Origin of the sequence: Mesorhizobium sp. WSM4308, assembly GCF_002294905.1 — a bacterium.
GTDB lineage: Bacteria > Pseudomonadota > Alphaproteobacteria > Rhizobiales > Rhizobiaceae > Mesorhizobium.
In genome coordinates, this window is sequence record NZ_NSFW01000015.1 from 69,586 (window position 1) to 93,686 (window position 24,101).

At 63.4% G+C, this 24,101-nt stretch carries 30 protein-coding genes and 1 tRNA gene; 14 read left to right on the top strand and 17 right to left on the bottom strand.

The window, feature by feature from the left end; all coding sequences use genetic code 11:
* The first annotated feature begins 33 nt into the window (after positions 1 to 33).
* The 7 genes from tsaD to CK227_RS25555 all read left to right on the top strand — a co-directional run bounded on the left by tsaD (position 34) and on the right by CK227_RS25555 (position 4,846).
* The gene (gene tsaD / locus CK227_RS25525; protein ID WP_179296525.1) at positions 34 to 1,119 is read left to right on the top strand and encodes a tRNA (adenosine(37)-N6)-threonylcarbamoyltransferase complex transferase subunit TsaD; all 1,086 of its coding nucleotides are present in this window, start codon (positions 34 to 36) and stop codon (positions 1,117 to 1,119) included.
* The gene (locus tag CK227_RS25530; protein WP_095774751.1) at positions 1,116 to 2,147 is read left to right on the top strand and encodes an NAD(P)H-dependent glycerol-3-phosphate dehydrogenase; all 1,032 of its coding nucleotides are present in this window, start codon (positions 1,116 to 1,118) and stop codon (positions 2,145 to 2,147) included. Before tsaD ends, CK227_RS25530 begins: the two co-directional genes overlap by 4 nt.
* Positions 2,148 to 2,187: 40 nt before the next feature.
* A complete protein-coding gene (locus tag CK227_RS25535) occupies positions 2,188 to 2,484 on the top strand; it encodes a YciI-like protein (protein WP_095774752.1) in 297 nt (98 codons plus the stop codon).
* Positions 2,485 to 2,522: 38 nt separating this feature from the next.
* Entirely contained in the window at positions 2,523 to 2,948 is a 426-nt protein-coding gene (locus CK227_RS25540; protein ID WP_095774753.1) for an EVE domain-containing protein, read from the top strand.
* Positions 2,945 to 3,601: a methyltransferase gene (locus tag CK227_RS25545; RefSeq protein WP_095774754.1), complete on the top strand. Its 657-nt coding sequence runs from the start codon at positions 2,945 to 2,947 to the stop codon at positions 3,599 to 3,601. Before CK227_RS25540 ends, CK227_RS25545 begins: the two co-directional genes overlap by 4 nt.
* A 69-nt stretch (positions 3,602 to 3,670) precedes the next feature.
* Complete coding sequence (locus CK227_RS25550; protein ID WP_095774755.1) at positions 3,671 to 4,087, top strand: DUF1761 domain-containing protein; 417 nt, start codon at positions 3,671 to 3,673, stop codon at positions 4,085 to 4,087.
* Between the two features lie 15 nt (positions 4,088 to 4,102).
* Positions 4,103 to 4,846, top strand: a complete 744-nt coding sequence (locus CK227_RS25555; RefSeq protein WP_095774756.1) for a glycosyltransferase family 25 protein — start codon at positions 4,103 to 4,105, stop codon at positions 4,844 to 4,846.
* A gap of 24 nt (positions 4,847 to 4,870) precedes the next feature.
* Here CK227_RS25555 and gcvA read toward each other — a convergent pair whose 3' ends face one another.
* On the bottom strand, positions 4,871 to 5,803 hold the full coding sequence (gcvA, locus tag CK227_RS25560; protein ID WP_095774757.1) for a transcriptional regulator GcvA: 933 nt from the start codon (positions 5,801 to 5,803) through the stop codon (positions 4,871 to 4,873).
* A gap of 130 nt (positions 5,804 to 5,933) precedes the next feature.
* On the opposite strand from gcvA, the gene CK227_RS25565 reads away from it, so the two are divergent.
* The gene (locus CK227_RS25565) at positions 5,934 to 6,176 is read left to right on the top strand and encodes a hypothetical protein (RefSeq protein WP_095774758.1); all 243 of its coding nucleotides are present in this window, start codon (positions 5,934 to 5,936) and stop codon (positions 6,174 to 6,176) included.
* A 76-nt stretch (positions 6,177 to 6,252) separates the two neighbouring features.
* Here CK227_RS25565 and CK227_RS25570 read toward each other — a convergent pair whose 3' ends face one another.
* The gene (locus CK227_RS25570) at positions 6,253 to 6,789 is read right to left on the bottom strand and encodes a L,D-transpeptidase (protein WP_179295986.1); all 537 of its coding nucleotides are present in this window, start codon (positions 6,787 to 6,789) and stop codon (positions 6,253 to 6,255) included.
* A gap of 144 nt (positions 6,790 to 6,933) precedes the next feature.
* On the opposite strand from CK227_RS25570, the gene CK227_RS25575 reads away from it, so the two are divergent.
* Both CK227_RS25575 and CK227_RS25580 read left to right on the top strand, forming a co-directional pair.
* Entirely contained in the window at positions 6,934 to 7,617 is a 684-nt protein-coding gene (locus CK227_RS25575) for a response regulator transcription factor (protein ID WP_010912284.1), read from the top strand.
* A gap of 122 nt (positions 7,618 to 7,739) precedes the next feature.
* Entirely contained in the window at positions 7,740 to 8,198 is a 459-nt protein-coding gene (locus tag CK227_RS25580; RefSeq protein WP_095774760.1) for a cyclic nucleotide-binding domain-containing protein, read from the top strand.
* A 53-nt stretch (positions 8,199 to 8,251) separates the two neighbouring features.
* On the opposite strand, the gene CK227_RS25585 is transcribed toward CK227_RS25580, so the two are convergent.
* The 3 genes from CK227_RS25585 to CK227_RS25595 form a co-directional block, all read right to left on the bottom strand.
* Positions 8,252 to 9,058, bottom strand: a complete 807-nt coding sequence (locus CK227_RS25585; protein ID WP_095774761.1) for an exodeoxyribonuclease III — start codon at positions 9,056 to 9,058, stop codon at positions 8,252 to 8,254.
* A 417-nt stretch (positions 9,059 to 9,475) separates the two neighbouring features.
* A complete protein-coding gene (locus CK227_RS25590) occupies positions 9,476 to 10,156 on the bottom strand; it encodes an outer membrane lipoprotein carrier protein LolA (protein WP_095774762.1) in 681 nt (226 codons plus the stop codon).
* A 134-nt stretch (positions 10,157 to 10,290) separates the two neighbouring features.
* On the bottom strand, positions 10,291 to 12,948 hold the full coding sequence (locus CK227_RS25595) for a DNA translocase FtsK (protein ID WP_095774763.1): 2,658 nt from the start codon (positions 12,946 to 12,948) through the stop codon (positions 10,291 to 10,293).
* Positions 12,949 to 13,144: 196 nt separating this feature from the next.
* Between CK227_RS25595 and CK227_RS25600 the strand changes: the two genes are divergently transcribed.
* A complete protein-coding gene (locus CK227_RS25600) occupies positions 13,145 to 13,516 on the top strand; it encodes a hypothetical protein (RefSeq protein WP_095774764.1) in 372 nt (123 codons plus the stop codon).
* Between the two features lie 138 nt (positions 13,517 to 13,654).
* Here CK227_RS25600 and CK227_RS25605 read toward each other — a convergent pair whose 3' ends face one another.
* The 4 genes from CK227_RS25605 to tesB all read right to left on the bottom strand — a co-directional run bounded on the left by CK227_RS25605 (position 13,655) and on the right by tesB (position 17,168).
* Positions 13,655 to 13,930, bottom strand: coding sequence for a hypothetical protein (locus CK227_RS25605; RefSeq protein ID WP_095774765.1), 276 nt, complete (start codon positions 13,928 to 13,930; stop codon positions 13,655 to 13,657).
* Positions 13,931 to 14,253: 323 nt separating this feature from the next.
* Positions 14,254 to 15,615 carry an ammonium transporter gene (locus tag CK227_RS25610; RefSeq protein ID WP_095774766.1) on the bottom strand — a complete coding sequence of 454 codons (1,362 nt, stop codon included), beginning with the start codon at positions 15,613 to 15,615 and terminating at the stop codon, positions 14,254 to 14,256.
* A 31-nt stretch (positions 15,616 to 15,646) separates the two neighbouring features.
* Positions 15,647 to 15,985: a P-II family nitrogen regulator gene (locus CK227_RS25615; RefSeq protein WP_013528889.1), complete on the bottom strand. Its 339-nt coding sequence runs from the start codon at positions 15,983 to 15,985 to the stop codon at positions 15,647 to 15,649.
* A gap of 322 nt (positions 15,986 to 16,307) precedes the next feature.
* Entirely contained in the window at positions 16,308 to 17,168 is an 861-nt protein-coding gene (gene tesB, locus CK227_RS25620) for an acyl-CoA thioesterase II (RefSeq protein WP_095774767.1), read from the bottom strand.
* 99 nt (positions 17,169 to 17,267) lie between these two features.
* On the opposite strand from tesB, the gene CK227_RS25625 reads away from it, so the two are divergent.
* Entirely contained in the window at positions 17,268 to 18,527 is a 1,260-nt protein-coding gene (locus CK227_RS25625; RefSeq protein ID WP_095774875.1) for a ubiquinone biosynthesis hydroxylase, read from the top strand.
* On the opposite strand, the gene CK227_RS25630 is transcribed toward CK227_RS25625, so the two are convergent.
* The 4 genes from CK227_RS25630 to CK227_RS37445 form a co-directional block, all read right to left on the bottom strand.
* Positions 18,524 to 18,922 carry a GFA family protein gene (locus CK227_RS25630; RefSeq protein ID WP_095774768.1) on the bottom strand — a complete coding sequence of 133 codons (399 nt, stop codon included), beginning with the start codon at positions 18,920 to 18,922 and terminating at the stop codon, positions 18,524 to 18,526. The genes CK227_RS25625 and CK227_RS25630 overlap by 4 nt on opposite strands.
* 174 nt (positions 18,923 to 19,096) lie before the next feature.
* A complete protein-coding gene (locus CK227_RS25635) occupies positions 19,097 to 19,624 on the bottom strand; it encodes a hypothetical protein (protein WP_095774769.1) in 528 nt (175 codons plus the stop codon).
* A 160-nt stretch (positions 19,625 to 19,784) separates the two neighbouring features.
* Positions 19,785 to 20,141, bottom strand: a complete 357-nt coding sequence (locus tag CK227_RS25640) for a YciI family protein (protein ID WP_095774876.1) — start codon at positions 20,139 to 20,141, stop codon at positions 19,785 to 19,787.
* A gap of 11 nt (positions 20,142 to 20,152) precedes the next feature.
* On the bottom strand, positions 20,153 to 20,494 hold the full coding sequence (locus CK227_RS37445) for a hypothetical protein (RefSeq protein WP_245318254.1): 342 nt from the start codon (positions 20,492 to 20,494) through the stop codon (positions 20,153 to 20,155).
* Positions 20,495 to 20,618: 124 nt separating this feature from the next.
* Between CK227_RS37445 and CK227_RS25650 the strand changes: the two genes are divergently transcribed.
* Positions 20,619 to 21,044, top strand: a complete 426-nt coding sequence (locus CK227_RS25650; RefSeq protein ID WP_010912297.1) for an OsmC family protein — start codon at positions 20,619 to 20,621, stop codon at positions 21,042 to 21,044.
* Positions 21,045 to 21,157: 113 nt separating this feature from the next.
* On the opposite strand, the gene CK227_RS25655 is transcribed toward CK227_RS25650, so the two are convergent.
* Together CK227_RS25655 and CK227_RS25660 are read right to left on the bottom strand one after the other, a co-directional pair.
* Complete coding sequence (locus CK227_RS25655) at positions 21,158 to 21,787, bottom strand: YceH family protein (RefSeq protein WP_095774771.1); 630 nt, start codon at positions 21,785 to 21,787, stop codon at positions 21,158 to 21,160.
* A 216-nt stretch (positions 21,788 to 22,003) separates the two neighbouring features.
* Positions 22,004 to 22,477, bottom strand: coding sequence for a hypothetical protein (locus tag CK227_RS25660; RefSeq protein ID WP_095774772.1), 474 nt, complete (start codon positions 22,475 to 22,477; stop codon positions 22,004 to 22,006).
* A gap of 219 nt (positions 22,478 to 22,696) precedes the next feature.
* Here CK227_RS25660 and CK227_RS25665 point away from each other — a divergent pair.
* Positions 22,697 to 22,772: transfer RNA gene (locus CK227_RS25665), tRNA-Ser, on the top strand.
* 112 nt (positions 22,773 to 22,884) lie between these two features.
* Here the strand turns inward: CK227_RS25665 and CK227_RS25670 are convergent.
* Both CK227_RS25670 and CK227_RS25675 read right to left on the bottom strand, forming a co-directional pair.
* On the bottom strand, positions 22,885 to 23,664 hold the full coding sequence (locus CK227_RS25670; RefSeq protein WP_010912301.1) for a succinate dehydrogenase iron-sulfur subunit: 780 nt from the start codon (positions 23,662 to 23,664) through the stop codon (positions 22,885 to 22,887).
* A complete protein-coding gene (locus CK227_RS25675) occupies positions 23,664 to 24,101 on the bottom strand; it encodes a DUF3052 family protein (protein ID WP_095774773.1) in 438 nt (145 codons plus the stop codon). The genes CK227_RS25670 and CK227_RS25675 overlap by 1 nt, the downstream gene beginning before the upstream one ends.

The following is a 24,101-nucleotide window of genomic DNA, read 5'->3' on the forward strand; positions in this document are numbered from 1 at the left end:
GGCTGCACAATCTCTTGGGATAGCGACGAATTGATCCGCGTTCTGGGCATTGAGACGAGTTGCGACGAGACCGCCGCCAGCGTCGTGGCGCTGGAGGGCGATGCCGCGCCGAAAATCCTGTCCAACATCGTGCTATCCCAGATCGAGGAGCATGCCGCCTTCGGCGGTGTCGTACCCGAGATCGCCGCCCGCGCCCATGTCGAGGCGCTGGACGGCATCGTCGAGGCCGCGCTGGCCGATTCGGGCACGACCCTAGCCGATATCGATGCCATCGCCGCCACCGCCGGCCCCGGCCTGGTCGGCGGCCTGATCGTCGGGCTGATGACGGCCAAGGCGATAGCCGCCGCTGCCGGCAAGCCGCTGATCGCCGTCAACCACCTCGAAGGCCACGCCTTGACGGCGCGGCTGACAGACGGGCTCGAATTCCCCTATCTGCTGCTGCTGGTCTCCGGCGGCCACACGCAAATCCTGGCGGTGCGCGGCGTCGGCGACTATCAGCGCTGGGCCACCACCATCGACGACGCGCTCGGCGAAGCCTTCGACAAGACCGCCAAGATGCTCGGCCTGCCCTATCCCGGCGGACCGAATGTCGAGACGGCGGCTCTATCGGGTGACGCCTCGCGCTTTGCCTTCCCCCGTCCGATGAAGGGTTCGGCGCAGCCCGACTTCTCCTTCTCCGGCCTGAAGACCGCTGTGCGCCAGGCGGCGACCGCGATCGAGCCGCTGAGCGACCAGGACGTCGCCGACATCTGCGCCTCGTTCCAGGCGGCGGTCGCCGATGCGCTGGCTGACCGCGTTTCGCGCGCGCTGGCGCGATTCGGCCAGACATTTCCCGGCACGAAAAACCCGGCGCTGGTGGTTGCCGGCGGCGTCGCCGCCAACCGCACCATCAAGGCAACGCTGGAACGGCTGTGCGCCGAGGCCGGGTTCACCTTCGTCGCGCCGCCGCTGAAACTGTGCACCGACAATGCCGCGATGATCGCCTGGGCCGGCATCGAACGGCTGCGCGAAGGCATGGCGCAGGAGAACGGCTTCGATTTCGTGCCGCGCTCGCGCTGGCCGCTGGACAGCATCTCGGCGCCGATGGTCGGTTCCGGCCGGCGCGGAGCCAAGGCATGACGGGTGAAACGGTGAGCGGCCAAGACGTCGGCAATCCCGATAAAGGCGGCTGGCGGGTCGCCGTGCTGGGCGGCGGCGCCTGGGGCACGGCGCTGGCGCTGGCCATGCTGCGCGCCGGCCATAAGGTGCGGCTGTTCGCGCGCGATCCGCAAACCGTGGCCGCGATCGGCCAAGGCCAGAATCCACGCTATCTGCCCGGCATCGCCATTGCGCCCGGCATCGAGGCGACAACAGACATTGCGGCGGCGCTCTCGGGGGCCCATTGCGTGCTGGCGGTAACGCCGGCGCAATCGCTGCGGGCGACGCTGGCGGCCGCGAAGGACCATATGCCGGGCGGCATCCCGCTTGTGCTCTGCGCCAAGGGCATCGAGCGCGACACCGGCGCCTTGCTGTCGGCAATTGTCGACGAAATCCTGCCGCGAAATCCGGTCGCCGCGCTGTCGGGCCCGAGCTTCGCCACCGATGTCGCCCGCGGCCTGCCGACAGCGGTCGTGGTCGCCGCCCGCGACGAGGCGCTGGCGGCTGACCTTGCCGCCCGCTTTTCCGCCGAAAACCTGCGCTGCTATTCGAGCGACGACCTGATCGGCGTCGAGATCGGCGGCGCCTTGAAGAATGTCTTTGCCATCGCCGCGGGCGCCATCACCGGCGCCGGGCTTGGCGCCAGCGCCCAGGCGGCCATGGTGACGCGCGGCTTCGTCGAACTGCGCCGCATCGGTGCCGCCTTCGGCGCCAGGCCCGAGACCTTAATGGGGCTTTCCGGCCTTGGCGACCTGCTGCTGACCTGCTCGTCGGCGCAATCGCGCAACTTCGCCTACGGGCTGGCGCTCGGGCAAGGCAAGGCGCTTGCCGGACTGGCGCTGGCCGAGGGCGTGCCGACGGCGGCGATCGCCGCCCGCATCGCCACCGAGCGCGGCATCGACGCGCCGATCATAACCGCCGTGGCGGCCATACTGGACGGCACCATCACCATCGGCCAGGCGGTGACGGCCCTGATGACCCGGCCGCTGAAGACCGAAACCAACGATTGATCCCCACGACTCTGATCCAGAAGAACCCAGGAGAAAGACCATGCTGTTCGCTTTGATTTGCAAGGACAAGCCCGCGAGCCTGCAGGTGCGCCTCGACACGCGGCCCGAGCATGTCGCTTTTCTCGAAGGGCTGAATGCGGACAAGAGACTGGCCTTCGCCGGTCCGTTCCTCGATGCCGACGGCAAGCCCAATGGCAGTCTCGTGGTCGTCGAGGCGCCGGATCTGGCCGCGGCGCAGGCCTTGTCGGCCGCCGACCCCTATGCCAAGGCGGGCCTGTTCGAAAGCGTCGAAATTCGCCAGTGGAACTGGACGTTCAACAAGCCGGCGGCTAGTTAATTCCGGTTGCCTGCACCTCGATCGCACGGAGGAGAAACATGAACTACTGGCTGTTCAAATCCGAACCCTCGGTCTTCTCCTTCGAGGCGTTGAAGGCCAAGGGCAAGGCCGGCACGCAATGGGACGGCGTGCGCAACTACGCCGCCCGCAACAACATGAAGGCCATGCAGATCGGCGATCTCGGCTTCTTCTACCATTCCAATGAGGGGCTCAACATCGTCGGCATCGCCGAAGTCTGCGCGCTGGCCCACCCCGACACCACTTCGGATGATCCGCGCTGGGAATGCGTGGACATCCGCGCGGTTCGCGATGTGCCGACGCCGCCGACGCTAGAACAGGTGAAAGCCAATCCGAAGCTCGCCGAAATGGCGCTGGTGCGGCTCGGCCGGCTTTCCGTGCAGCCGGTGACCCCGGCCGAATGGAAGGAAGTCTGCCGCATGGGCGGCCTGACGCCCGCTCCGTGACGGCGCTCACCCCGCACGGCGCGAAGCAATTTATCCTCGACAACACGGCGCTGATGGCGCCGCCGCATGTGCCCGAGATTCTGCTGCGTCTCGCCGATGAAGCGCACGATCTGTGGCAGCGCACCGAGGACGAACTGGTCGAGATCGGCCTGCCGCCGCCCTTCTGGGCCTTTGCCTGGGCCGGCGGACAGGGCCTTGCCCGCTATGTCCTGGACAATCCCGACACGGTGCGAGGCAAGCGCGTGCTCGACTTCGCCTCAGGCTCCGGCCTTGTCGCCATCGCCGCCGCCAAGGCGGACGCTGCCGCAGTTATCGCAGCCGACATCGACCCGTTCTGCGCCACGGCGATCCGCCTCAACAGCGAGGCCAATGGCGTCGGGATCGGCTACCTCGGCACGGATTGCATCGGCACCGACGCGGGCTGGGACGTGGTGCTGGCCGGCGACGTTTTCTACGACAAATCCTTCGCCGACCGCCTGATGCCGTGGTTCGCGACACTCAAGGCGCGCGGAGCCGAGATCTTCGTCGGCGATCCCGGCCGGTCGTATCTGCCGAAATCGGGGCTGGAGCCGCTTGCGGTCTATGAGGTGGAGGTCACGCGGGCGCTGGAGGATTCCCTGGTCAAGCGCACCACCGTCTGGCGCTTTGCTTGACGCCATCGCCGAAGCGCCTGATACAGAATGCATGCATGTCGCATGGCCTGCATCTGGAGGGGGAAGCTCATGGATTTTTCAGCAGTGAACTGGCTGGCGGTCATTGCCGCCGCCGTCTTGGCCTGGCTGTTCGGCGCCGCCTGGTACATGGCGTTGAGCAAGCCGTGGCTGAAGGCCGCCAAGCTCGATCCGGCGACGATGAAGAAATCGCCCCTGCCTTTCGTCATCAGCTTCGTCGCCGAACTGGTCATGGCCTACATCATGGCCCTGATCGTCGCCGCGATGACGGGCGGTGAACCGACATTGCTCGCCGGACTTGTCTTCGGCTTCGTGCTTTGGCTGGGGTTCATCGCCACGACGCTGTCGGTCAACCATCGCTACGAAAATTTCGGCTGGGACCTGACCCTCATCGACGGTGGTCACTGGCTGGGCGTCCTGTTGATCGTCGGCGCGGTGATCGGCTGGTTCGGCGCCGCGGCAAGCTAAGGCGGCGCGCTGACGATGGCGGACGAGTCCGGCTTTCCACGCGACCAGGTGTTCAGCCGGATCTGCCACGTCAAGCAGGGCTATGACGACCGGCGCCGGCACATTGTCCGCGAATTCGAGCGGCGCGGCGTGCCGGTCTATTTTTACACGGACTGGGACCAGGCAGACATCACGCCGGAAATCCGAAACGAGCTGGTCGCGCCAGCCCTTACCCATCCGGCGACCGTCTCGCTGGCGCTGAAGCATGTCGGCATCTGGCGCGACTTCCTCGAGACCGACCTTCCCTATTGCCTCGTGTTCGAGGACGACGTCTTCCTCGCCCGCGACTTCGTCGCCAAGTTCCGGCAGGGGCTTTCCGAACTCGGCAGCCCCAGCCGCAAGGCCGTCATCTATCTCGGCAATGGCAGCAACTACTACACGCCGGGCTGGAAATTGCGGAAGGGCCAGAAGCTTTATCCGGCACTGCATGCCAGATGCACCGATTCCTACCTTATTACCCGCCCGGTTGCCGAGGCCCGTTGCGCCTGGATCGCGCAAAACAAGATATCGACGGCGATCGATCACCAGATTGAGCAGATGGACGAGAGGCTCGGGGTTGAAATGCTTTGGTTCGAACGGCCCATTGTCGAACAGGGCAGCGAAAACGGGGCGTTTCAGACGTCCATTTCGGCGAAAAGATACCCGCGTCTTTACAAAAGCGTGAAATGGAACTGGAAGAAGTACACGCGCATGATCTTCGGCCATAGCGCCCGGTCGTGACCGAAGGACAGGCCCGGCAGCGGCCTACACCTTCTCCGTGCCGTGCGTCTTTGCCGCTTCCTCCAGCAGCCACTCACGAAACGCCGCGATGCGGGCGTCGTCCTTCACGGCTTCCGGATAAACCAGGAAATAGGCGAAGTCCGGCGCGACCTTGATGCCGAGCTCGAAGGGGCGCACGAGACGCCCTTGCGACAGGTCGTTGGCGACCATGGCGAAGTCGGCCAGCGCCACGGCATTGCCGTCGAGGGCCGCCTGCGTGGCATCGGTCGAGGAGCCGAAGACGAGGGTGCGGCTGTCGTCGAAATCGTCGACGCCGGCCGCCTGCATCCACATGCTCCAGTTCGGCCAGGTGACACCTTGCCGCGACCAATCGATATGCGCGAGCGTGTGCTGGAAGAGATCGCGCGGTTCGTTGAGCGGCGGCCCGGAAGCCAGCAGCGCCGGGCTGCACACCGGGATGATGATGTTGTCGAACAGCCGGTGCGCGCAAAGCCCGGCATATCTGCCGGTGCCGAACCGGATGCCGATATCGACGTCGTCGCGCTCGAAGTCCCTGACATCGTAGGAGATGTCGAAACGCAACTCGATGCCTGGCCGCTGGCGGCGGAAATCGTCGATGCGCCGCATCAGCCATTTCGTCGCGAATTGGGCGTCGAGCGTCACTTTCAAGAGCGACGTGCCGCGCGTCATCTTGCGGGCGCGCGACACCGCCCGGTTGAGCAGGTCGAGCGCATCGATCGATGCTTCGTGAAGCACGTTTCCCGCTTCCGTCAGCCGCATGGTGCGGCTGGTGCGCGTGAACAGCACCAGGTCGAGTTGATCCTCGATTTCCTTGACCTGGTGGCTGACCGCGGCCGGCGTCAGCCCAAGCTCGTCGGCGGCGCGGGTGAAATTGAGGTGACGCGCCGCCGCCTCGAAGGTCCTCAGCGCGCGCGTTCCGGGCAGGAGGCGAGACATCTGATCTCCAAATAAAACTTGATAATCTGAAAAGAACTACTCGTTTCCCGTTTGTTTTTCAATCCGGCATGATCTCGACATCGAGATACCTTCAAACCGGATTTGATATCCGGAGAAACCGGATAAAGCCATGACCGACATCGCTCTGAAGTCCCACACCACCCAGAAATCATCTCTCACGCAGTGGCTGCGCGCCACGTTCGACTGGCTGCGCCAGGCCAACGTCGCCGCCAGGCTTCCCTTGGAATCGGTCGACGACCTCTCCGACCGTGAACTGCGCGATATCGGCGGCGAACGCCGCGACATTGCCAGGGCGATGGACCGTGAGCTTCGCGAAATCGGACTGCTGGGCACGGGTTGGCAGAAGCGATAGAAAGGGGTTGGGCAGTAGGCGGCAGGGAATAGGCGTAGAAAGAGATGCCTACTGCCTACTGCCTACTGCCCATTCCCTACCGCACCACCCTCACCATCGTCCTATCCGACAGCAGCGGCAGCAGCCGGGCCATCGTGCGCGCGGTCACCGCCACGCAACCTTGCGTCGGCGTGAAATCTGGCCGCGCCAGGTGAAAGAAGATGGCGCTGCCGCGCCCGCGGCGGCGCGGCGCGATGTTCCAGTCGAGCACCAGGCAGGCGTCGTAGAGCCGGTCGTCGCGCCGCATGCGCTCGTGGCTGGCGCCATAGGGGATCTTGACCGGCCTGTTGTAGTTGCGGTCGTCTGATACCTCGCACCAGCCGAGATCGGGCCCGATCGGCGTCATCGCCAGCCGCGTCCGGCGGCCACCGGCAAACTCATCTCCCCGGAAATAACCCGACAGGATCCGCATCGAGCCGAGCGGCGTGGCGCCATCGCCCTCGCGCTTGTCGGCCGAGATGCCGCCACGCCCCAGCGCGCAGGCAAACACTGTTTTCCCGACCTGCAGCAGGCCCTGGCTGGGGTGGCCGGGCCTTGCCCGCACGGTCAGCACACGCAGCCGTTTCGGCAAAATTGCGCCGGCTGCATTGCGATCGCGTTTTTTCTTGTATGATCGTGCCACGGAACAAATCACTGTGATCGGCTATTGTGTCGGCCAGCTTCCGCATAAATACGCAGCGGTCAACTGAATTTCATTTTCAAAACAACGGATTGATCCATGACTTCACGCACCATCCTAATCGTCGACGACGACGACGACCTGCGCGGCACACTGGTCGAGCAACTCGCCCTCTACGAGGAATTCGACGTGTTGCAGGAAGCGACTGCGGCAAAAGGCGTCACGGCGGCACGCGGCGGCCTCATCGACTTGCTCATCATGGATGTCGGCCTGCCCGACATGGACGGCCGCGAGGCCGTCAAAATCCTGCGCAAGGGCGGCTACAAGGCGCCCATCATCATGCTGACCGGCCACGACACCGATTCGGACACGATTCTGGGTCTCGAGGCCGGCGCCAACGACTATGTGACGAAGCCGTTCCGCTTCGCGGTGCTGCTGGCGCGCATCCGTGCCCAGCTGCGCCAGCACGAGCAGAGCGAGGACGCGACCTTCTCGGTCGGCCCCTACACTTTCAAACCCAGCCAGAAGCTGCTCATCGACCCGCGTGGCGGCAAGGTGCGGCTGACGGAGAAGGAAGCCTCGATCATCAAATATCTCTACCGCGCCGACCAAAAGGTGGTGACGCGCGACGTGCTGCTGGAGGAAGTCTGGGGCTACAATTCCGGCGTCACCACGCACACGCTGGAAACCCATGTCTACCGGCTGCGCCAGAAGATCGAGCGCGATCCTTCCAATGCGGAAATTCTTGTGACAGAAAGCGGTGGCTACAAGCTGGTTCCTTAAACATTTCATTATCCAATAGGCGGTCTGGGCGGGACCGCTTTCGGGTGCGATCCTGTTGGAGGGGATTAAGGATCGACTCGTGAAGGAGGGATTGGACTGACCGTTCGGGGACGCAGCTAGAGATGGCGTTGGATGACGACATCCGCATTCTGTCCGCCGTGAGGCTCTTCCAGGGTTTCACGCAGGAACAGCTGCGCCTGCTCGCCTTCGGCGCCGAGACCACCCTGCTGCAGGCCAACCACAAGCTCTACCGCGAGGACGACGAGGCCGATACGGCCTATGTCGTGGTCAGCGGACGCATCGTGCTCTATCGCGAGCAGAGTGGCGAACGCATCCCGATCGGCACCGCCGGCCCCGGCACCATGCTCAGCGAACTGGCGTTGATCGCCGACACCAACCGGCTGACCAGCGCGTCGGCCGAAATCGACTCGGAAGTGATCCGGCTCAGCCGCAAGATGTTCCGCCGCATCCTGGAGGAATATCCGGAAGTGGCGGTGAAGCTGCACCAGCGCATCTCCGAGGAATTCCAGGACATGATCCGCCGCATCGAGGAACTGGCGCCACGGTTTTCGGGGAGGTGAGAGCGATCGTCGGTTGCAGCCAGGAACTACATTAGGCGGGAGCTTCGGCACACCTAATCCAGGTTGAACCGCGCGATAACCGGCACATGGTCCGACGGCCGCTCCCAGCCGCGCGCCGCCCGCAGGATTTCGTAGCCGGCGAAATCAGGCACCAGATTGGGCGACGACCAGACATGGTCGAGCCGCCGGCCCCGGTTCGATGCTTCCCAGTCCTGCGCGCGATAGCTCCACCAAGTGTAGAGCTTCTGGTCGAATGGCACGTTGTGCCGCATCAGGTCGACCCAATTGCCGGCGAGCCGCATCGCCTCGAAGTTTTCGGTCTCGACCGGCGTATGGCTGACCACATTGAGCAATTGCTTGTGCGACCAAACGTCGTGCTCGAGTGGCGCGATGTTGAGGTCGCCGACCAGCACCGAGGCGGACACCTCTGTATGCTCGGCGCGAATGGCGTTCATCTCGGCGACAAAGTCGAGCTTGTGCTTGAATTTCCTGTTGATTTCGGGATCGGGCTCGTCGCCGCCCGCCGGAACGTAGAAATTGTGCAGCAGGATCGTCTTGCCGCCGGCGCGCACCGACACCGACAGATGCCGGCTGTCCTCGATCTCGCAGAAGCGGCGCTTTTCGACCACCGCGATCGGCCGCCGCGCCACCGTGGCGACGCCGTGATAGCCCTTCTGGCCATGAAAGGCGATGTGCTGGTAGCCGAGCCTGCGGAATGCCTTTTCCGGGAACAGCTCGTCCGGAACCTTGGTCTCCTGCAGACACAGCACATCGGGCGCGTATTCATCGAGCAGGCGCTCGACGATCGGCATGCGCAGGCGCACGGAGTTGATGTTCCAGGTGGCGATGGAAAAAGGCATTTGGCAATCCGGACAGCGTGCAGCCAGCCAGGATCGATCGGCCCTGACAGGGAAGACGCCTTTTGAGGGAGTCGGTCCGGAAACTGCCAGCCGGGCGCCGCAAACACAAGCCGGGCTTGCTGCGAACCCTTCGGGGTCGGTCAAAGCCCCCGAACTTCGTCATCCCTGGCCGAAGCAGGCGCGCAGCGCCGTCGCGGAGACCCTGGGATCCATTCCGTGAGGTCTGTCGAACAAGACGACGGGGCAGAATGAACGCTGTAGCGACCGTTCCCACCCCGCCTGGCACCGCCTCGACGCTCTTGCGTAACGGCATGTATCCCTTGGGCTGCGGAGCACAGCTCCAGGGGTCTGCGCCGCGTCGCTTCGCTCCTTGCTCCGCCCTAGGATGGCGAAGCAAGGAGGCTAACAAGTCAGCGATCAGCGCGTCTTCGTATTCAGCTCGCGGTTCGCCGTATAGTCGATGGCAAAGGTGTCGGGCGCGAAGCTGACGCCTTCCTTGGTGTTGAAGATCATCACCGTCGTGTCCTTGCCTTGCGCGTCGGTGATCGTCCACTGGCGCAGATCATAGGTTTTCGGATCGAACATCATGGTGATGCGCGCATTGCCGAACACCGACTTGTCGGAAAGCTGGATGGTGGTGAGGTCGTCTTCTTCCTTGACGCTTTTGACGCGGTCGCCGGAGAGGTCGATCCGGTCATCGAGCAGCAGCTTCAGCGGCGTCTTCGACAACGGATAAAGGTCCGATGTGTTCATCTTCTTGTTGAGGATGACCACCGACTTGCCGTCGGAAATCACCTTGAAATTCGACGCCCCGTCATAGTTGAAGCGGATTTTGCCCGGCCGCTCGAGGAAGAATTTGCCGCCGGTCTGCTCGCCCTTGGGGCCGAACTGCACGAATTCGCCGCTCATCGATTTGACCGAGGAGAAATGGTCGGCGATCTTCTGCGCGGCGGCTGGCACGGCCGCCTGCGCCGAGGCCAGAAGCTCGAACCCGGGCACCACGTTGAAGGCGGCTGCACCGGCAGCGACAAGGCCGAGGCCGAGGAGCTGGCGGCGAGTCGGGGCAAAATCGCTGAGCTTGGAAAGATCGTTTTTCATGTCGGTCACTCTCGTGGTGATTCCTCTATCTGTCGCTGTCCTGAACCCCCAGTTGGGCTGAAGTTTGGCGGGCCGAACGCTGCTTAGTTGCTGAACGCGCCAGAGGGTTCAAAGTTGCCGTGACCTCCCCGCCATCAGAACTTGTCGTCCTCGGTCGGCACCAGGATTTCGCGTTTTCCCGCGTGGTTTGCCGGGCCGACAATGCCTTCCTTCTCCATCTTCTCGATGATCGAGGCGGCGCGGTTGTAGCCGATGCCGAGCCGGCGCTGGATGTAGCTGGTCGACGCCTTGCCGTCGCGCAGCACCACGGCCACCGCCTGGTCGTAGGGATCGTCGGAATCCTCGAAATTGCCGCCGCTACCGCCGCCGGAGCCGCCGCCTTTGCCGGATGGTTCGTCGTCATCCTCGTCGTCATCCTCGGTGATGGCGTCGAGATATTCGGGCACACCCTGTAGCTTCAGGTGCCCGACGATCTTCTCGACTTCGTCGTCGGAGACGAAGGGACCATGCACGCGCTGGATGCGGCCGCCGCCGGCCATGTAGAGCATGTCGCCCATGCCGAGCAGCTGCTCGGCGCCCTGCTCGCCTAGAATGGTGCGGCTGTCGATCTTCGACGTCACCTGGAAGGAGATGCGGGTCGGGAAGTTGGCCTTGATGGTGCCGGTGATGACGTCGACCGACGGACGCTGCGTCGCCATGATGACATGGATGCCGGCGGCACGCGCCATCTGCGCCAGGCGCTGCACCGCGCCCTCGATGTCCTTGCCGGCGACCATCATCAGGTCGGCCATTTCGTCGATGATGACGACGATATAGGGCATCGGCTCAAGATCGAGGTCCTCGGTCTCGTAGATCGCCTCGCCGGTCTGGCGGTCGAAGCCGGTCTGCACGGTGCGCGAGATTTTTTCGCCCTTTTTCTCCGCCAGCTGGACGCGTGCGTTGAAACCGTCGATGTTGCGCACGCCGACCTTGGACATCTTGCGGTAGCGGTCCTCCATCTCGCGCACGGTCCATTTCAGCGCCACCACCGCCTTCTTCGGATCGGTGACGACCGGCGTGAGCAGATGCGGGATGCCGTCATAGACGGAGAGTTCCAGCATCTTCGGATCGATCATGATCAGCCGGCATTCCTGCGGCGTCAGCCGGTAGAGCAGCGACAGGATCATGGTGTTGATGGCCACCGACTTGCCCGAGCCGGTGGTGCCGGCGACCAGCACGTGCGGCATCTTGGCGATGTCGACGATGACGGCTTCGCCGTTGATGGTCTTGCCCAGCGCCAGCGCCAGCTTTGCCTTGGTCGTCTCGAAATCGCGGCTGGCCATGATCTCGCGCAGATACACCGTCTCGCGTTTGGCGTTCGGCAGTTCGATGCCGATGGCGTTGCGGCCGGGCACCACGGCGACGCGGCAGGCGATCGCGCTCATCGAGCGGGCGATGTCGTCGGAAAGGCCGATGACCCGCGACGACTTGATGCCGGGCGCCGGTTCCAGCTCATAGAGGGTGACGACGGGACCCGGGCGCACGGCGATGATCTCGCCCTTGACGCCGAAATCCTCCAGCACGCCTTCAAGCAGCCGCGCATTCTGTTCCAGCGCGTCCTTGGAGAGACTTGGGTCTCGCGCGACGTTCTTCGGTTCGGACAGGAAATGCAGCGACGGCATTTCGAACCTGTCCGAGCCGATCAGTGAGGTCTGCGCCTCGCGCTGGACGCGCGCGCCCGGCGCCGGGCGCGGCGCCGGCGCCTCGACGCGGGTGGCGGCATCCGAACGGAACTGCTGCACCTTGGCCGTTGGCGCCGCCCGGCGCTGGGTGACGGGCTCCTCGTCGAAATCCATGTCGTCGCGGTCGAAGATGTCGTCATCGTCCGGATCGACGGATACGCTGCGGTCATTGACCATGGCGGCGAAGAATTCCGGCTCGACGCGGGCGCGGCCGTCCGGGCTCATCCGTTGCTCGGCGAATTCGGCCGATTCGACACGCTCGGCGGCGCGCCGCCAGGCGCTGGGGCGCGGCTCCATCTCCGGCTCGTATTCGTCGCGTTCCTGCCTGCGGCGCACCGCGCGGCGATGCATCCACGCGCGCAGCGACAGCCACCAATGGGTGATGGCGCCGAGCGCCAATATGCCCTCGTCGCCCTCATCCTCTTCATTGTCGAACAGAAGATCGTCCTCGCGCGCGTCCGCGGTCGCCGGCTCTTCCATCACGGCGAAGCCGTTCTTGCGCCCGATCAGCGCCGAGCCATAGGCGAACAGCCAGAGCGCCGGCCCGGCCAGCAGCACGGCGAGCACGCTGGCGATCAGCCCGGTCGGGTAGCCGCCGATCAGCATGCCGGGAATCTTGAGCACCATGTCGCCGAACACGCCGCCGAGGCCGGTGGGCAGCGGCCAGGTCTTGGGCGGAACGATGCAGCCGGCGATCGCGGCGGCAAGCAGCGCGAAGCCGAACCAGAACAAACCGCGCTTGGGCAGTCTGTCGACGCCGCGCGCCGAAAACAGCAGATACCCCCAGATGACAGCCGGAACCAGCGCGGCAACCGCGGCAAGGCCGAAGAACTGCATGGCGAGATCGGAGAAAACCGCACCGGCATAGCCCATGGCGTTGGTGACGGTGTTGTTGGTGGCGTGCGAGAAGCTTGGATCGGCAACGTTCCAGGTGGCGAGGCTGGCAACCCCGAAGGCTACAGCCGCAAACATGCCGGCGCCGACCAGCCGGCCGACCTGGCGCCGCGCGAAAGCCTGGATGCCGTGCCCCGTATCGGTCATCGCGAGCGGTGCTGAAGCCCCTGAACGCATGCTCTTCCCCGTCAGTGATTGCCTGGCCAGAGCGCATGACGCACTCCGGCAGATTCGGATGCCAGACTATCGGTGGGAAGGTTAAGGGCGCATTAACTATAAGAAGTTGAGATCATCAAACCCCGTCACTTCAGGTTGAAGCGGTAGCGGACGGAGCGTGCAACGTTGCCGTGCGACCACCAAAATGGATAGAGGCATGCAATCCATCGTCCTGCGCGTGGCAGCTCTGGCCTGGGCAGGGCTTAGTCTCCTGCTTGCTGTGCTCTGGTTTGTCGAGCTCGGGATGGTGGGCTTCCCGGATGGTCACGTGACGCCCTTTGCCAGAACGACGGGCCCACTCCTGCACGTGCTCGCCTCCGCCTGCCTGATACAGGGCCTGTATTTTCTGTGCAGGGGCCTGTTCGGCAAGGGATTTGGGCTGCTGGGTCTCGGCCTGCAAATTCTGATGGCGGCCATGCTGACGGTGGCGCCGACGTTGATTGTCCGCAATTGCCCCCATTCCCAGGCCTGCAGCAGCGCCTATGAGGCGCTGACAAACACCATGATGGACGATGGGATCGGCGGATAGACGCCGTCACCGGAAGGCATCGGGAACGCCTGCGGTCTCCGCCAAAGTGCACTTGCAAACGAAGCGATGGCGGGCACGTAGACCCGCCATCGTTTCGCTCGGCAACAAAAAGATCGGCCTCTGCCCGATCCCGCGCGATCACTTGTGACCGGCATACATCATCAGGTTGGCACAGAATTCGGCGTGAGGCTTGCTCATCGCTGCGTCCTGGCACTCCTTCATCATCTGGTCCTGCTTGTCCTTGGCCGTCGAGGCCCAGGCTGCTTTGAAATCCGCCTCGGGCTTCATGGTCTTCATGCTGGAATCGGTGAAGAACGGTGCCATGTTGTCCGGTTCATCCAGAGCACCGGCAAATGCCATGCCACCGACCATGGAAAGAGCGAGCGCTCCAAGGCAGATATTCTTGAGGTTCATGAGAAAGTTCCTCCCTGTTTTTTGCACGAGCGTCAGAACGACGATCGCCCCCACAGTTCGGAACCAATGCGGTCGATGTTTCTTCCCAAAGGTCCATCACGCGAACGTGATTGCGCGAACCGGGGTATAGCTAGAACATTTTACCAAAAAAAAGAGGCCCGGAAACAATCCGGGCCTCAAGGCGTGAGCTCCTTGCGGGAGCGTCACGACGGGATCTCTGGAGCAGCTCCGGGAAAGCCGGATTGCGGTTTTCCCTGGAATTGCGTGAGGGACAACGGGGCCGGCGGGAGGAGGATCCGCCGGCCCCATTGGCGAGGCTGGCCTTACGGCACCACTTCGCCATGCTGGGAGATGTCGAGGCCTTCGACCTCTTCCTGGGTCGTCGGACGCAGGCCGACCAGCGCCTTGACGATGTAGAGGATCACGAAGGTGGCGATCGCCGTCCACAGGATGGTGAAGACGATGCCGTAGAGCTGCTTGCCGATGGAAGCGTCTTTGCCGAGCGCATTGATCGCCGGATCGGCGAGCACGCCGGTCAGCAACGCACCGACCACGCCGCCGACGCCATGGACGCCGAAGGCATCGAGCGAGTCGTCATAGCCGAACATGTGCTTCACCTTGACCGCCGAGATGTAGCAGATCACGCCGGCGACGATGCCGACGATGAAGGCGCCGGTCGGGTTGACGAAGCCGGAAGCCGGCGTCACCGCGACGAGACCGGCGACGGCACCCGAGATGATGCCGAGCACCGAGGGCTTCTTGGCGACGATCCATTCGGCGAACATCCAGGCGAGAGCCGCCGCGGCGGTGGCGACCTGGGTGTTGAGCATGGCGGCACCGGCAAGGCCGTCGGCCGCCAGTTCCGAACCGGCGTTGAAGCCGAACCAGCCGACCCACAGCAGCGAGGCGCCGATCACCGAGTAGACCAGGTTGTGCGGCGCCATGTTGGTGGTGCCGTAGCCTTCGCGCTTACCCAGGACCAGCGCGCAGACCAGGCCCGCGACACCGGCGTTGATGTGGACGACCGTGCCGCCGGCGAAGTCGAGCACGCCGGCCGCGCCAAGGAAGCCGCCGCCCCAGACCCAATGCGCGATCGGCGCATAGACGACCAGCAGCCACAGCGCCATGAAGATCAGCAGCGCCGAGAACTTCATGCGCTCGGCGAAGGCACCGGCGATGAGGGCAGGCGTGATGATGGCAAAGGTCATCTGGAACATCGAGAAGACGAATTCAGGAATGTTCGCGACCCCCGGCAGCCACAGCGTCGAGACGGTGATGCCGTGATGGAAGAATCGCGAGAAGCCGCCGATGTAGCTGTTCATGCTGGCGGATTCATTGGTGGTGAAGGCCAGCGAATAGCCGAACATGAACCACAGCACCGTGACCAGGCAGGTGATGGCGAAGCTCTGCATGATGGTGGCGAGCACGTTCTTCTTGCGCACCATGCCGCCGTAGAACAGCGCCAGGCCCGGAATGGTCATCATCAGCACCAGGGCCGTCGAGGTCAGCATCCAGGCGGTGTTGCCGGTGTCGAGCACCGGGGTGGGCGCGGCAGCAGGCGCGGCGGCGGCAGCGGCCGGAGCGGCTTCCTGCGCAAAGGCGGCGACGCTGCCCAATGCTGCCAGGGCAAGCGAGCCCAGAAGGGCCGCCCGTCCCGTCGTCTTCAAGGTGGAAGAAATATTCATTGAACTCTCCATTGGAATACGTGTTCGCCGCTCAGAGCGCGTCGGTGTCTGTTTCGCCGGTGCGGATGCGCACCGCCTGATCGATGCCGAAAACGAAAATCTTGCCGTCGCCGATCTGGCCGGTCTTGGCCGCGGCAGTGATGGCTTCGACGGCCTTGTCGACCATGTCCGCACTGACAGCGACCTCGATCTTGATCTTCGGCAGGAAACTGACCGCGTATTCCGCTCCGCGATAGATTTCCGTATGTCCCTTCTGACGCCCGTAGCCTTTGACTTCGGTGACGGTCAGGCCCTGGATGCCGACGGCGGTAAGCGCTTCGCGTACCTCGTCCAGCTTGAACGGCTTGATGATTGCCATCACGATTTTCATAAGGTTTCACCCTTTGCTGTTGCGGTCCCCCGCGTTTGCACGACTTCACCGATCCCAAAGAGCCGGAGAGTGCCCACAAGGATTCAAGCTCCGTGCCAAGTGCCGAAGCAGGGTGTTAACCTGTTGTAAACAAAGGGAATGAGGTGATTGGAGGCAGCAGGTGCCAATGCCCGCGGCACATCACATGCTCAAAAAATATGCAATTTTTGGAAATTGCCTAATTTGCCGGCTTTGAGCATGATCCCGAAAAGCCGAGCCGGGTTTTCTCGGACAAACGGTTTTCGTTTGTCCGGTGATCCTGCTCAAACAAGACTCGCAATGCTCAACGCTTGAGCCGGATCAACCCTTCCTGGGCCATCGAGGCGATCAGCGTGCCGTCGCGCGCATAGAGCGTGCCGCGGCTGAAGCCGCGCGATCCCGAACTCGACGGGCTGTCCTGGGCATAGAGCAGCCAGCCGTCGAGCGGATGCGGCCGGTGGAACCACATCGAATGGTCGAGACTCGCCGCCTGGATGTCGGGATCGAACAGGCCGCGCCCATGCGCGAAGGTCGAGGTGTCCAGCAGCGTCATGTCGGAGAGATAGGCCAGCAGCACCGATTGCAGCGCGCGGTCGTCGGGAACCGGGCCGGCAAGGCGGATCCAGACATTCTGCCGGGGCGGCAGCTTGTCGCGGCTTTCATAGTGCTGGAGATTGACCGGCCTGAGCTCCAGCGGCCGCTCGCGCGCCCAGAAGCGGCGCACCGCCTCCGGCACGCGTTCGGCTCTTTCGAGCAGCTGGCGCTGCGTCAGCAGCCCTTCCGGCGGCGGCACGTCGTCGGGCAGCGCGAACTGGTGCTCCAGCCCCTTCTCGTCGACCTGGAACGAGGCTTCCAGCGAAAAGATCGCCTGTCCGTGCTGGATCGCCAGCACGCGTCGGGTGGTGAAGGAGCCGCCGTCGCGGATGCGGTCGACCTCGTAGACGATCGGCACCCTGATGTCGCCCGGCCGCATGAAATAGCCGTGCAGCGAATGCACGAAGCGGTCCGGTTCCACCGTCCGCTGCGCCGCAACCAGCGCCTGGGCGATGGTCTGGCCGCCGAACACGCGCTGCCACTCCACCTGGGGGCTGCGACCACGATACAGATTGTGTTCCAGCCTCTCGAGGTCGAGAATGCTCAGAAGCTCGTCGATCGCCGCCGTCATGTTTTGTGACCTCGCCGCAAAATTGCTATGGCGGTTTCCGACAGGAAGAACGAGCCGTCAAGGGCGCGGGCCAGGGCCGGCGCGCAAGGAGCCAAGGCAATGGAACGCAAGGCGGACGCCAAGACCAGATCCGGGCTCGATGTTCTCGTCGCCGGCGCGGGCTATGTCGGCCTGGCCACCGCCGTCTCGCTGAAGCAGGCGCGACCGCATCTGGCCGTGGCGCTGGTCGATGCCGCGCCCGCCGGCGCCTGGCAAAGGGACGGCCGCGCCTCGGCCATTGCCGCTGCCGCCTGCCGCATGCTCGACCAGCTCGGCGTCTGGGCCGAGATCGCGCCGCAGGCGCAGGCGATCACCGAGATGATCATCACCGATTCGCGCAGCGCCGATCCGGTGCGCCCGGTGTTCCTGACCTTTGGCGGCGAAGTGGCGCCGGGCGAGCCCTTCGCGCATATGGTCGCCAACAAGTCGCTGAACGGCGCCTTGCGCGCCAGGGCCGAAACGCTCGGCATCGACATCATCGAAGGTGTCGCCGTGCAGGGTTTCGAGACCAATGGCGCCGGCATCACCGTGCATCTGGCCGACGGCGCCGCGCTGACCGCACGGTTGCTGGTCGCCGCCGACGGCGTCAATTCGAAGCTGCGCGACATGGCCGGCATCAAGACGGTGAAGTGGGACTATGGCCAGTCCGGCATCGTCTGCACCGTGGCGCATGAACGCCCGCACAATGGCCGTGCCGAAGAGCACTTCTTGCCGGCCGGCCCCTTCGCCACGCTGCCGCTGAAACCCGACGAAGACGGCACCAACCGCTCGTCGATCGTCTGGGTCGAACGCGCGCAAGATGCCAAAGCGCTGGTGGAAGGCGACGATCTCGTCTTCGAGCATGAGCTCGAACAGCGTTTCGGCCTGAAGCTCGGCGAGATCCGCGTCGCCGACAAGCCGCGCGCCTGGCCGCTCGGCCTCACCATCGCGCGCGCCTTCGTCGCTCCGCGCGTGGCCCTTGCCGGCGACGCCGCCCACGGTATCCATCCGATCGCCGGCCAGGGCCTCAATCTCGGCTTCAAGGATGTGGCAGCGCTTGCCGAGGTAATCGTCGAGGCCGACCGGCTCGGCCAGGACATCGGCGCGCTCGACGTGCTCGAACGCTACCAGCAATGGCGCCGTTTCGACACGGTGCAGATGGGCGTCACGACGGATGTGCTGAACCGGCTGTTTTCCAACGACATCACCCCGCTGCGCACCGTCCGCGACATCGGCCTCGGCCTCGTCGAGCGCATGCCGCGCCTGAAGGAGTTTTTCATCCGGCAGGCGTCGGGATTATCCGCGGACACGCCGCGGCTGCTGAAAGGCGAGGCGATCTAGCCTTTCCTATAGTCAGGCCCAAAACGCGTGGGCAGGCCGTCGGCGAGTTTCAACCAGGGGAGCTTCTCCTCAAAAGCGACATGCAGCGTTGGTGCAAATTTTTCCGGCTCCTCCATCGCCGCGGCAAAGAAATGCATGACGCCGGACATGTTCTTTGAGCGGAAAGACAGTGGCGAGCCACAGTGATCGCAAAATGTTCTTTCCACACCGGGAGAAGAATTGAATACCTTCGGTGGCTTGCCCAGCCATCGCCATTGGTCGTCCAAGACGCCAATATAGGTGGTCATCGGCGCAGAACATTGCCGCCGACAACTTTCACAATGACAGCTCACGCATGCTTGTGCCGGACCATCGACCTCGAAAGCAATGGCGCCACATAAACAATGACCACGCATACGAATTCTCCTTGAGCCAATCGACGGACCGATAAATTATGCCGGTCGTAGCGAGGGGGCCGCCATGAAATGCGCAGAGCGGGAACCCAATTCCGAAATTCGAAGCAAGCGATTGTGTTCGCGTGCGCGAGGCGTTGCCCCCAGGCTGCATTCACTACGCCCTGGCTGCACAGCCTAGTTCACTTCAAAACCCAGCTTCTGCCGCAGCCGCAGCATGCGCTGGTCGGCGATCTCGAGGCGCTTCTCGCCGCCCTGGGCGGCGCGGTTGACCATCTGCAGCAGATCGTTGCGCTCGGCGACGTCGAGACGCTCGCGCAGGAACGGCGCCAGCTTGTCGATGACGACGGTGGTGTCGTCGATCTGTGAGGCCGCCCATTTGGCGTAGATCACCGCCTCGTCGGTCTTCTTCTTGTCGGCGATCTCGGAGATCACCGCCCGGATGACGGCCTCGCGCTGCGGCAGGATGGGCCCATTCTCGGAGACGATCGATGCAATCAGCGTCGCTGCGGCCACCACCGGATCGTCGATCGCCGTCAGCGGCGACAGGGCCGCCTGCTTGCGCAGCTTCTTGCGCCTGATATTGCCTTGCACGCGCCCGACGACATCGGCGACCTCGCGCGCGGCATCGTTCATGGCCTTCATCCGGTACCACCAGAACGCAGCCGCACCCAGCACGCCAAGGACAGCAATCAGGAAAGGCATGTCGAAATCCCCCGGAAATCCGAGGGACGATAGGAGAACTGACGCGCTGCTTCAACACGCGCGGGTTGCTTGCGGCGAAGAAAATTCAATTTGCGGCTGGTGAAGCTTAGGCGAATAACAAGCCTGGCCCACGGGCCTTGCCGTCGAAGCCGGACGCCAGCTATGACCCCGGCACGTTGTAGATCGCGCGCACCTCGATGGTGCCGATCTCGGCCAGCGGGATCTCGCCGGCGATTTCCAGCGCCTCGTCGAGATCCTTCGCCTCGATCATGACGAAACCGAGCAACTGCTCCTTGGTCTCGGCGAACGGGCCGTCGGTGACCAGCCGCTTGCCCTGGCGCCTGCGAACGGTTTTCGAGGTTTTCACCGGTTGCAGCGCTTGCGCGATGATCAGCATCCCGCGTTGGTCCAATGACCGGTCATGGGCCAGCGAATCGGCGTCGAGCTTGGCCAACCGCTCTGTCGTCATGGCGTGGAGATCCTTTTCCTCACCGTAAACCAGGCAAACATATTGCATGTCCATCTCCCTTATCGCGACGAATCATAGGATGAGGCGATCAGGCTGTCAGCCGGGCCTTTGGCCGCCGCATGATCGAGAAAGCACACCCCGACTCCGATGATGGCGACCGCCGCCAGCAGCCGGCCGAAGCCGGGCGCCGGCGGATCCAGCCAGAAGTCTTCCTGTCGCTCAGGCGCGTGGCCCGGGCTCTTCCACAGTGCGAAAAACAGATTGTCCATGTGAACCTCCATCAGGCCACAAATCCCATGGCCGCCCACAGGACGGCCGGGTCGTATGGAAGTCGACATTTTTGCGCGGATATTTTTTCCAGGCTGCCCCAATATTTTTTCCGAATGCAAATGCGCCGTCATCGTGCGTGGTCCAAACAGCGCGGTGGTGTTCGCGCCCACCCGCGCTATAGTTGAGCGGACGCGGGGGCTCACCCGGGCCAAGTTCACGACAACCCCCGAGTTCACGACAACCAAGGAGGACTTCATGGACCGCACCGCAACCGCCGTCTGGAAAGGCAATCTGAAAGAAGGCAAGGGCACGCTCGACAGCCAGAGCGGGACGCTCAAGGGCACACCCTATTCGTTCAAGGCGCGCTTCGAGGATGAAAGCGGCAAATCCGGCACCAACCCGGAAGAGCTGATCGCGGCCGCGCATGCTGGCTGCTACGCCATGCAGCTTTCGCACTTCCTGGCCGAGAACGGCACGCCCGCCGCCGAACTCGACGCCAAGGCGGTGGTGACGCTGGTTCCAGGCACCGGCATCACCGGCAGCGCGATCACGCTGGTCGGCAAGGTGCCCGGCATCGATGCGGCGAAATTCAAGGAATTGGCCGAGAAGGCCAAGGCCGAATGCCCGGTCTCCAAGGCGCTTGGCGCGATCAAGGTCTCGCTCGACGCCAGGCTTGGCTGAGAAAACGGACAAGCGCCGAGGTCGGAGCTGCCAATCTCCCCCCTTGAGGGGAGATGTGCGGCAGGACAGAGGGGGGCGCTGTTCCGCCAACATCCATAATGATTGCCAGTTGCCTAAGCGCCCAGCGCGTCAAGCCGGGCGCGCAATGCGGCGACTTCCTGTTCCAGTGCTTCCAGCCTCGCTTCCAGGTCGGAGTGAGGCATGGCCGGCGCACTGCGTTGCGCCGATAAAGCCGCAACGTCCACCGGGCCGGCGAGAAGATGCACGTAGCGGTCCTCGCGCTGGCCTGGCCCGCGCGGGATTTCCTGCACCAGCGGCGGCCGGCGGCCGATCAGCATGTCGAGTTCACCGCGCAGATCTTCGATGGATGAAAACCGCGCCATGCGCTCGGCTCGAGCCAACAGTTCATGCGCCGTCTGCGCCCCGCGCAGCAGGAGCAGGCCGATCAAGGCGGTCTGCGGCGTGGTCAGCGAGAAGCGTTGCGCCATCTGATGCTCGTAGCGCTCGACGCGCGAGCCGAACATCTGTCGCACCAGCCCCTTCTGCTCGAGCAGCTTCAGCGCCCGGTGCACCTCCGTCTGTTCCAGCGCCATGACCGGGTCGCGCGCCGTCTTCTGGTTGGCGGCGGCAAGGGCCGCGTTGAGCGTCAGCGGATAGACATCAGGCGTCAGCTCCTTCTTCTCGATCAGGCAGCCGAGCACGCGCGCTTCGATGGGGGAGAGGATGGGAAGGTCTTCGCTCATGGATTTCTATACCCAAAGCTTCCGATACCACGACCGTTCGCGAAACGTCGTCCATTTTCGACCGACAGATGCGCTACGAAGCGTCACACTTTTCAGTCCTTTTCCCGCATCAAGGCGCTGGCGTCGGACACATGGTAGCGGCGCAGTGAGCGAGAACTGCGAGCTGAAGCTCATTGCGCTCGACGCGCGAGCCAAACATCTGCCGCACCGCAGGTTCTACCTCCGATCAGCGAGGTATCTACGAAGCGTCACACCCACCAGTCCCTGCTCTCGCATCTCTTCGAAATATTTGGCTGAACCCTCTTTTACATTCAGCGCAGCGCGCGATTTTTTCACTGGAACCACGCGAGAGTCATAGACCTCAAGGGTCGAATCCAAAACATTCACGACCTTACTCTCGGATTTTCCGTCTGGGCCGTTAAAGAAGAACGTCTCAAATTCTCGGATACCCAGTTCCCGCGTGAGATCACCTTGGTCGGCACTCCCATTGGGCCTGGAACGAACAATGCCAGCAATAACTTTTAGGCCCATATCCAAGACGTCTTGGAGATCGGCGTCGACTGCCTTTCCGTGTTTAGACCTCAATTCCCTGACAGCATTTGGAGTAGAGTATGTGCCTTTTGCCACTAGTTCCTTCGTAATTTTATACAAAGCGGTTTTTACGTTGCCTGCTCGAACCCTGCGCACCATTGATCTCTCCAATTGTCAGAGTTTCATCGACTCAATTGGCTGAACTAGGATGTAGCTTGCCTGATTCTTGGGGGAAGGCGAGTCGATTGATGCGTGACCGCAGATTTCGTTACCTGTATCCAAAGGTATTCATTGCTTCGGAGCAAGTGACTTGAAACCGCACGGCGGCTATCCCATATTCCCGCCGGTCGTGCGAACACGATCAACCCGCAAGGGTTACGCAGTGGTAGCCTCAGTTGGATAGAGCGCTCGCCTGCTAAGCGAGAGGACGCGGGTTCGAGCCCCGCCCACTCTCTGCGTGTCTAACAGTCGCATTCCAGTAAATAGGTGACTGCCAAAAATAGAGGGTGCGGTTCCCGGCCGCCTCGACGGCTTCCGGTGCGATAGCCATCGACCGCATCCGGCAGCTAAACCCGCCGCTCCACCATCATCTTCTTGATCTCCGCGATCGCCTTGGCCGGGTTGAGACCCTTGGGGCAGGTCTGCGCGCAGTTCATGATGGTGTGGCAGCGATAAAGCCGGAACGGGTCCTCGAGATTGTCGAGCCGCTCGCCCTTGGCTTCGTCGCGGCTGTCGATCAGCCAGCGATAGGCCTGCAAGAGGGTTGCCGGGCCGAGATAGCGGTCGCCGTTCCACCAGTAGCTCGGGCACGAGGTCGAGCAGCAGGCGCACAATATGCACTCGTAGAGCCCGTCGAGCTTCTCGCGGTCCTCATGGCTCTGCAGCCATTCCTTGGCCGGCTGCGGCGACACCGTCTTCAGCCACGGCTCGATCGAGGCGTGCTGGGCGTAGAAATTGGTGAGGTCGGGCACCAGGTCCTTCACCACCTGCATGTGTGGCAGCGGATAGACCTTTACCGCACCGGAAATGTCGTCGCAGCCCTTGGTGCAGGCCAGTGTGTTGGAGCCGTCGATGTTCATGGCGCAGGAGCCGCAAATGCCTTCGCGGCAGGAGCGGCGCAAGGTCAGCGTCGGGTCGATCTTGTTCTTGATCCACAGCAGCGCGTCGAGCACCATCGGTCCGCAATCGTCCATGTCGACAAAATAGGTGTCGATGCGCGGGTTCTCGTCATCGTCCGGCGACCAGCGGTAGATGCGGTATTCCCGCAGATTGGTGGCGCCTTCCGGCTTCGGCCAGGTCTTGCCCTGCTGGATCTTCGAATTCTTGGGGAGCGTCAGTTCGACCATTACCTCAGGTCCTTTCGGATGACGAGCTTCAGCCCGGACCAGATTTCATTCACGGCAGCGACCTTGACGTCGACAAGGTCGCGCTTCAGCGCTTCAGTGCGCACGATACCCTCGGTGACGTCGGTCGGCACTTTCGATGCCTTCTTCGGCCACGACACCCAGACCATGCCGTCACGCTTGATCGCCGCCTCGACGTCGCCAAGGCGATCCTCGATCTCGGCGCGTTGTTTGGTGAAGGCGTGGACGGCATCGTATCTTTGATGGCTACCCGAAATGTCGGACCATTCGGCCAGCCGATCGACCTCTGCGAAATCGACGGCGCCGGCCAGTTCGTCGAGCTCCGGCGGCAGCGCGATGAAGGCGGCGGTCATACCGTCCTTCAGGCCGAGCTTGGCCGGAAGGGGCTTGCCGGAATATCCCGTGGCCGCCAGCGCCAT